The sequence below is a fragment of the Streptosporangium sp. NPDC004631 genome (assembly GCF_053601935.1).
The window spans coordinates 1-6,459 of record NZ_JBSGCR010000062.1 but is presented as its reverse complement, the minus strand read 5'-3'; the positions used below and the strand labels follow the sequence as shown (position 1 = coordinate 6,459).

Below are 6,459 nucleotides of genomic sequence, written 5' to 3'. Positions count from 1 at the left end.
TCATCCACAAGATCGGCCAAGGTCTCTACGCCGCCGTGCCCGACCCGCCGCTCCCTTGACAGACACCCGAAAACGCTAACTACCTGGCCTTGGGGGAACCTCACCCGCGCGCAGGCTGTGAGTTCTGCTAGCCGGACACGCAACAGGCCCGCTGCTCCTTCGAGCGGCGGGCCCACCAAATCAGAACTTGGTCTCAGCGTCCGTGATCGCCGCAGCCTTGATTTTGGCGGCTGTTTTCCCTGTGATCCTGCGCAGATCCGCTCCGCGCAGATCCGCTCCGCGCAGATCCGCTTCGCCCAGATCCGCTTCGCCCAGATCCGCTCCGCGCAGATCCGCTTCGCCCAGAGTCACGACGATCGGACCCGCGACGATTATGCCCGCGTCGCGCAGGTCCGCTTCGCCCAGGAATGCGCCGCTTAGGTTCGCGCCGCGCAGGTTCGCGCCGCGCAAATCCGTGTTGATCAGATCCGCGCCGCGCAGGTTCGCGCCGCGCAGATCCGCACCGCGCTGGTTCGCGCTGCGCAGGTTCGCGCTGCTCAAGTTCGCGCCGCTCAGACCCGCGCTGCGCAGGTTCGCGCTGCTCAAGTTCGCGCCGCTCAGATCCGCGCTGCGCAGGTTCGCGCCGCGCAGGTTCGCGCTGCTCAGATCCGCGCCACTCAGATCCGTCGGCTTCAGGGCCTCCCTGATGTCCCTAAGCAGGGATATGTCTAGGGCCTTCCGGATCAAAAGGCTTAGGTCTGCGCCGCGCAAGTCTGCGCCAGCTAGGACCGTCTTCTTCATGGTCGCACCGCGCAGGTCTACGCCAACTAGGTCTGCGTCGCTTAGGTCTGCGCCGCGCAGATCCGTGTCGGTTAAGTCCACGCCGCTCAGGTTCGCGCCAGGCAGATCCGCAAAGGGAAAGCGTGTGCGGGAAAAGTCCACAAGGTGGGGGGCGCCGCTGCTGGCTCTGGGGGTTGCCAGGGTGGGGGCGATGGTCAGGGCTGCGAACACATCGGCCCCCAGCCTGGTGCGCGGGATATTAGCAAGAGCTTTCGTGGTCGTAGTAGTGCACTGTTTGGGGGGCTTTTTCCATCCGGGCGGTACGGTGCATAGATCGTGGCCGCGGACGAAGGCGGCCAGGACGTTGCGGATGGTGTCCTTGTCGCGTGGGGAATCAGAGGCCAGACGCTGGAGCGCGTAGATGCCTCCCAGTCGTACGTCCTGCTTGGTTGAGCCGAGTTGCTCGACGGCTTTGATGTAGCGGTCGGTGATCTGGCCTTCCCGGGCGGTCTCCACCGTGCGGGCGGTGTATTCCACCGTGCGGGCGGTGTACCACAGGCCCAGCGCGGTGAAGACCACACCGCCGATGACGACCAGGCCGGTCGCGGCCTGGATCAGCGTATGGCGGGCGGCATTAACCGCCTCGACCCGCTCACTGGCCGTCATCTGTTCGCGCTCGGCGGCGGTCAGTGGCGTCGTCTCCCCCGCCAGGCGCCTCGCCACCGGCCCGATCAGGAGTGCGATCCCCAGGCAGGTGGGCAGAACCAGGGCCAGGCCAATCAGCGTCCAGCGAGCCCAGTCCGGTTCCTTGAGGACGATGGCCCCCCAGATGCTGGCCGCGATCATCGCCAGCACCGCCACCAGTCGGAGCAGTCGCCATAATCGCCGCCCGCGCCGCATCGGGGCCGGGACGGGGATCGGCGCGGTGTCCTGTGGTGGGTCGTCTTGCGGCGGGTCCGGAGCGGGAACAGGCGCCGGCTGTGGGGGCGGTGCCGCGGTTCGGGAGGAGGCCAGGGCCGCGGCTGCGGCGGCCGACGCGATGAGCGCCGCCCCCGTCAGGACAGCGCGCAGCATTCGGGGATTGACTGCCATGCCCCAATTGCACTGCCTCGCCAGGCTGCGCGAGCGGAAATCCGCCAGACCTGATCGCTCCGGGCCGGCACGGCATGGACGACACCGACAAGCCCCCGCCCTCACCCGTATCGGCGAATTCCAGGGGTCGTTGCAACACAGGTTGATCAACTGGCTTCGGCCAGAAGCTTAGCGAGACGCTCGGCTGGGGTTTCCCAGCCGAGCGTTTTGCGTGGGCGGCTGTTCAGCTCGGCGGCCACGGCGTCGAGCTCCTCGCGGCTGTAGCGGGCCAGGTCGGTTCCCTTCGGGAAGTACTGCCGCAGGAGACCGTTCGTGTTCTCGTTCGAGCCGCGCTGCCAGGGGCTGCCGGGGTCGCAGAAGAAGACCGGCATGTCGGTGATGGTGCTGAACTGCTTGTGCAGGGCCATCTCGGAGCCTTGGTCCCAGGTAAGGGAGCGTCTGAGCTGGGCGGGCAGGGTCGAGACGGCCTGGACGAGGGCGTCGCGCATCTGGGCCGGCTGGCGGCCGTCGGGCAGATGGACCAGGGCGACGAAGCGGCTGGAGCGCTCGACGAGGGTGCCGATGGCGGACTTGCGGGCTTTGCCGATGATGAGGTCGCCTTCCCAGTGGCCGGGGATCGCGCGGCCGGTGGCCTCGGGGGGCCGTTCGCTGATCATGACCATGTCGCGGGACATGCGGGGCTGGCGCTTGCAGGACTGGCGGTGGGAGCGGCGCATGGCCCGTCCGGTGCGCAGGGCCCGGGTCAGTTCACGGCGGAGTTCTCCGCGGCCCTGGACGTAGAGGGCCTGGTAGATCGTCTCGTGGACCACGTGCATCTCCGGCCGGTCGGGGAAGCGTGCCCGTAGAGCCTGGCAGATCTGTTCCGGACTCCAGCGACGTTCGAGGTGGTGCTGGATGAAGTCCCGCAGTTCTGGGTTCCGGCCGATCTTTCTGGCCTTGGGCCGGGGGCGGCGCTGCTCGGCGCGGCGGTTGGCGGCATGGGGCCGGTAGATCCAGGTCTTACCGCGCCACAGCGCGCCGTTTCGGCGTATCTCCCGGCTGATGGTGGAGGGGCTGCGGCCCAGCTCGGCGGCGATCTGCCGGATGGAAGCCTTCTCGCGAAGCCGGTCGGCGATGTGGATGCGGTCGCTCTCGCGCAGGTAGCGCGACGATCCTCCGGGCGGGGCTTCAGCGGAGATGGGAGGCTTCGGCTTGCCCGTCGTCGGGGAGTGCCAGCCGTTGCGCCATCTCTTCCCGGTCCGCGGGTTGATCCCGACGATCCGGCTGGCTTCTCTGTTGCCGTAGCCCTGACTCATGAGCTGGAGATATACCTCCCGCTCACGAGTCAGGCGACGGCCACCCCCACCATTCCGATTCTCACGGATCTCGAAGTCCATCGCACCCCTTCATCTGGGGTGTTGCGACGACCACTAGAACAGAAGACCTTTGGAGGCGGGGGCGTCCTGCTGTCCGCCTGCCCCGCCCGGCCGCCGAGCCGTACCCTGACCACAACAGATGCCCGACAGCTCGTGGGCCCCCAGCCAGGGCGCGTCAAGGTGGGGAAAGGTGAGGAATAGCTGAACAGCAAAAGCAGGCCCGCCGCTCAAAAACGGCGGGCCTTAATACTCCGCCGCGACCGGATAAAATTGCCGTCGGCTCACATCCTTTGATGCCCAACTGATATCGGCCATGCATTGCTGCTGCACCGGGCGTATGATTTGACGCTGTTGGCAACCCAAGGGCCATAAATAGTGGTGTAGCTACCACTATTGTCTTGGCAGAAGAGCACGACCCGTGTCTGACTTACTCCGACACCGCCACACGTCGCCCAACCGGAACCGCCGTAAGTGCCGTACTGAGCGTCGCTGCTACAGATCACCGCCTGAGCGGGAGCCGCCGGTGACATCAGGGTTGTCGCAGCGGTGACCGCGGCCACCGTGACCGCCGAAACGGCGAACTGCCTGATACGACCCACTAATCATCTCCTTTCGTTGCGTATTTGACCTTGTGTATGTAGAGCCATGCGTTGCCGAAGATCAGTTACTCCACGTGTACCCCGTAGCCGTCTCTTGCCACGTCGCACACTGTGTGGATGCGGCATGAGCGAGGGCAGGGACAGAAAGAAGCGCGAGGGAAACACCGACAGCGAGGAAGGCTTTACGGATATTCACAATTGAGATCATCCGTGGACGACCTCCATAAATCAAGACAGTTTTCAGTGTCGTCAGTCGACGAGCCCCCGGCAGTGCCAGGCCTCCGGCGGCCCGCCCGGGTCAACGCCTCCGCCCACCGTGGCGGAGGCGTCGTCATGTCCGGGTTAGGCTTGAACCTCGCTGAACCACTGACAGGCCGCGACGCCGCTCATAACCTCAAAGGCATGACCTCCGACGCCGTAGAGATCGTCACGTACACCACCCCTGCGGGCAGCGTCGTGAGCCTGCCGTTCCTGACACCTGAGCAGCGGGACGCGGCTGTAGAAAACCTCTCCCCGGACCACTCGGGTGGTCCCGAGGCGGCGGAGAAGGGCGCCACCTGCACCCAGTGCCAGGGCGCCGGCGGCTGGAACGAGCGGCGGGAGCAGAAGACCAGTAAGGGCGGGACGGTCGTCGTTACGGTGTGGGTGAACTGCCGTCCCTGCGGAGGCACCGGTAAGAGGTAGTCCAGTACAGCGTGAAAGAGACCCCGCCGTCGAAGGACGGCGGGGTCTCTTTGCGTGTCAGCCGATGTAGCCCTGGTGGTGCCAGACCGCGGGGTCCTCCCCGGGGTGGGGCTCGTAGACCGCACGCCGATCCTCGCCTGGGACGGTCATGTACGCGCCCGGGTCAGGCGACTCCGGGTCCGGGTCGGGGAACTCCATCCCGTCGAGGGGGCCACCTGTCAGCGTCACCTGTCGCCTGGTCATGCCCCCAGCATGACGCGCCCGGAGGGGCGGGGCTACCGACTCACAGCAGGTCGCCGTGGGTGCCCCGGTAGCCCCCTGTAGTCGAGATGAGCTCCAGCTCTCGACTTGGTCAGGAGCTGGAGCTTCTCACTTAATCAGCCGTACTGGACGTAGCAGTTAACGCCGTCTGATCTGCGGTAGCAGTGGGCGTTCTCGTGATCCCCAATCTTCGTATAGACGTTTGCGCCAATTCGATGCCATGTACCGTGCATGTTCAGCCAGTAGCGCTCGTACTGCAAGGTGAAGGCATCGGTGTCGCTCCAGAGGGTCCAGCTGTAAGTCCTGCCGTTCATGCTGGCCGTCCAGCAGTTATGGTCGACTTTTACCTCACTGGGTGAGTTCCCGCCGTTCCAGTTCCAGATGTGGCAGTTCCCTCCGTATCCGACGTCGCGGTCGCGGATGTCTTTGGCGATGACGAGGTTCTGGATACTGTCGTGCCGAATGACATCACCACCGATCACGAGCGAGGAGTTCTGTCCGGGATCAGGCTGGGGCTCAGGGGTGTTGACCGAAACCGCGTAGCTTGTTCCGGTGCTCGTGATAAGAATCGCTAGCGCCAATATGGTGCCAGCAACCCATCTCCACGTCTTTGCGGCTATGACATAACTCCTTTCTTGTGTTTACCGAAAAACCTTGCCTTCTGTAACAATTTACTGACTACGAACTCTCTTTATTGTGCTACAAGAAGGTCAATAAGTCAGCAGGTGCTTCTGTAGGAGTTACGCTGAAAAGCGCCCCATCCCGCGTGTCGGGATGGGGCGCTCCGGTATCCGAAGCCCCTCAAATCGGAGCCCGTTTTTATGAGAGCAAGATCATGGGTGTCCCCTGAACTGGTCGGAGGCGGCAGCGTTGGGCACCGCCGCGGTGATCCCCAGCGCGGCCAGCGCCAGGAGTAAGGGAGCACCGCCAAAATCGGCCCCATGACGGAACCCGACGCATCGCACGAGATCGATGAACAGGTCCATATAGAGCCGTATGACTCGGCGTGGCCGATCCGGTTCGACGCCGAAGCCGGCGCGATCGCCGCAGTCATCGGTTCCTGGATCACTGGTGGTATCCATCACGTCGGAAGCACCGCCGTCCCACACCTCGCCGCGAAGCCGGTCATCGACATCATGGTCGGTGTCGCCGACTTGGAGTCGTCACGGCCGTGTATCGACATGCTCACCGCACTCAATTATTGGTATGAGCCATATCGGGCCGAGGTGATGCATTGGTTCTGCAAACCTCGACCGAGTCGGCGCACACATCATCTTCACTTAGTGCCTGCGGGGAGTCCGCGATTCATCGACGTCCTGGCGTTTCGTGACTACATGCGGGCGCACCGAGACGCCGCGGTCGAGTACGAGAGGCTCAAACGGAAGCTGGCCATTCGATATGTGAACGACCGCGAGGCGTACACCGAGGGGAAGGCCGAGATGGTGACCAGGCTCACTGAGGTGGCCCGGCGCTGGACTGCCGCTCGCTAACCGGCAATCGCCTTGCCCCCGGAACAGCAAAACGCCCCGTCCCCGGCTCGGAAAGAGCAGGAGACGGGGCGCCGTAATGTCTGGGCGGGATCTCAGTCCGCACGGCCGCACGTCCGCGATCCCGGGGGGCTCGCCCCGAAGTGTGGACACCGGTCGTCATGCGGCGAGCAGCACCCTATCTGTGGTTCGCTGCTCGTAATCGATCGGGCTGAGGTAGCC

At 64.8% G+C, this 6,459-nt stretch carries 6 protein-coding genes; 2 read left to right on the top strand and 4 right to left on the bottom strand.

Features of this window, described 5'->3' with window-relative positions:
* Positions 1 to 180: 180 nt before the first annotated feature.
* Positions 181 to 1,605, bottom strand: a complete 1,425-nt coding sequence (locus ACWEF2_RS31280) for a pentapeptide repeat-containing protein (protein WP_453819852.1) — start codon at positions 1,603 to 1,605, stop codon at positions 181 to 183.
* Positions 1,606 to 1,997: 392 nt separating this feature from the next.
* Positions 1,998 to 3,227 carry an IS30 family transposase gene (locus ACWEF2_RS31275; protein WP_453819851.1) on the bottom strand — a complete coding sequence of 410 codons (1,230 nt, stop codon included), beginning with the start codon at positions 3,225 to 3,227 and terminating at the stop codon, positions 1,998 to 2,000.
* 980 nt (positions 3,228 to 4,207) lie between these two features.
* On the opposite strand from ACWEF2_RS31275, the gene ACWEF2_RS31270 reads away from it, so the two are divergent.
* Positions 4,208 to 4,489 carry a hypothetical protein gene (locus ACWEF2_RS31270; protein ID WP_453819850.1) on the top strand — a complete coding sequence of 94 codons (282 nt, stop codon included), beginning with the start codon at positions 4,208 to 4,210 and terminating at the stop codon, positions 4,487 to 4,489.
* A 57-nt stretch (positions 4,490 to 4,546) separates the two neighbouring features.
* Here ACWEF2_RS31270 and ACWEF2_RS31265 read toward each other — a convergent pair whose 3' ends face one another.
* Both ACWEF2_RS31265 and ACWEF2_RS31260 read right to left on the bottom strand, forming a co-directional pair.
* Complete coding sequence (locus ACWEF2_RS31265) at positions 4,547 to 4,732, bottom strand: hypothetical protein (RefSeq protein ID WP_453819849.1); 186 nt, start codon at positions 4,730 to 4,732, stop codon at positions 4,547 to 4,549.
* Positions 4,733 to 4,866: 134 nt separating this feature from the next.
* The gene (locus ACWEF2_RS31260; protein WP_453819848.1) at positions 4,867 to 5,331 is read right to left on the bottom strand and encodes a hypothetical protein; all 465 of its coding nucleotides are present in this window, start codon (positions 5,329 to 5,331) and stop codon (positions 4,867 to 4,869) included.
* Between the two features lie 360 nt (positions 5,332 to 5,691).
* Between ACWEF2_RS31260 and ACWEF2_RS31255 the strand changes: the two genes are divergently transcribed.
* On the top strand, positions 5,692 to 6,240 hold the full coding sequence (locus tag ACWEF2_RS31255) for a GrpB family protein (protein ID WP_453819847.1): 549 nt from the start codon (positions 5,692 to 5,694) through the stop codon (positions 6,238 to 6,240).
* Positions 6,241 to 6,459 lie beyond the last annotated feature (219 nt).

What these genes read in the sequence shown, in the direction of transcription:
- ACWEF2_RS31280 (WP_453819852.1), bottom strand. Translation starts at nt 1,605, where the DNA reads ATGATCGCGGCCAGCATCTGGGGGGCCATCGTCCTCAAGGAACCGGAC.
- ACWEF2_RS31275 (WP_453819851.1), bottom strand. Translation starts at nt 3,227, where the DNA reads ATGGACTTCGAGATCCGTGAGAATCGGAATGGTGGGGGTGGCCGTCGC.
- ACWEF2_RS31270 (WP_453819850.1), top strand. Translation starts at nt 4,208, where the DNA reads ATGACCTCCGACGCCGTAGAGATCGTCACGTACACCACCCCTGCGGGC.
- ACWEF2_RS31265 (WP_453819849.1), bottom strand. Translation starts at nt 4,732, where the DNA reads ATGACCAGGCGACAGGTGACGCTGACAGGTGGCCCCCTCGACGGGATG.
- ACWEF2_RS31255 (WP_453819847.1), top strand. Translation starts at nt 5,692, where the DNA reads ATGACGGAACCCGACGCATCGCACGAGATCGATGAACAGGTCCATATA.